Source organism: Oleiphilus sp. HI0079, assembly GCF_001635105.1.
In genome coordinates, this window is the sequence record NZ_LWFT01000044.1 from 1 (window position 1) to 891 (window position 891).

Annotated in this window: 1 protein-coding gene and 1 pseudogene; one reads left to right on the forward strand and one right to left on the reverse strand. The window is 50.4% G+C overall.

Annotated features, from left to right (window positions below):
* Positions 1–353: pseudogene (locus A3750_RS25585) on the forward strand (peptidase); the annotation flags it as partial.
* Here the strand turns inward: A3750_RS25585 and A3750_RS00770 are convergent.
* On the reverse strand, positions 322–891 hold a 570-nt coding region (locus tag A3750_RS00770; protein ID WP_156498274.1), incomplete at its 5' end, for an NAD(P)-dependent oxidoreductase. The pseudogene A3750_RS25585 and the gene A3750_RS00770 sit on opposite strands and share 32 nt — an antisense overlap.

Consider the following 891-nt stretch of genomic DNA (forward strand, 5'->3'; position numbering starts at 1 on the left):
GTTATGAGCCGACGGAGATTCCCGATGGCTTTTACCTTGTAGGAGATTCGAATAACCCCCAGTCTAGTTTTCAGGCTGCCATTGTTTCAGCGGTAAGTGAGATAACGCATATCGCTCCGAACGACGCGAAAGGGCGCTTGCTCGGTGATATTGCTGCCCAAAGGGGCGTCGTGAATTATGCCTACAGATCGCTTGGTCTTTGCGCAGGTGTAACGAATGCGCCTTACACGACAACGACGGAAGTGTACCCAGATAGCGCATCTATAACTCCAGACGAGTGTATTGATGCCCAGGTATGCGCATTAGAGGCAGGACTGACGTTTATTTCTTCTGTAGACGCGTTAGAAGACTAGAGGTGTCCCAGCGTCCACCGTCCATGTCTTGTACATCCCCATAAAACTGATCTACTAGTGCGGTGACGGGTAGTTTTGCAGCAACGCGCCGAGCTTCCTCTAGGCATATTCCAAGATCTTTTCTCATCCAGTCGACGGCAAAGCCATGCTCGTACTCATTCGCGATCATGGTTTTATGACGATTCTCCATTTGCCAGGACTGAGCCGCCCCCTTTGAAATAACTTCAATGACGTTATGCGGGTCTAGTCCGGCTTGTTGCGCAAAATGAATGGATTCCGCCAAACCCTGCACCAATCCCGCAATGGCAATCTGGTTACACATTTTTGTGAGTTGCCCTGAACCCGTGTTTCCCATACGTTTGCAAGATTTCGCGAATGCGTTGATAAACGTTTCCGCTTTTGAGTAGGCGTCTTGATCCCCTCCGCACATGACGGTCAATTGACCATTGATGGCGCCTTGTTCGCCACCAGAAACCGGTCCATCTACAAATGAAATACCGTGTTGCTTGGCCTCGGCGTATAGCTCTCGGGCAACGTC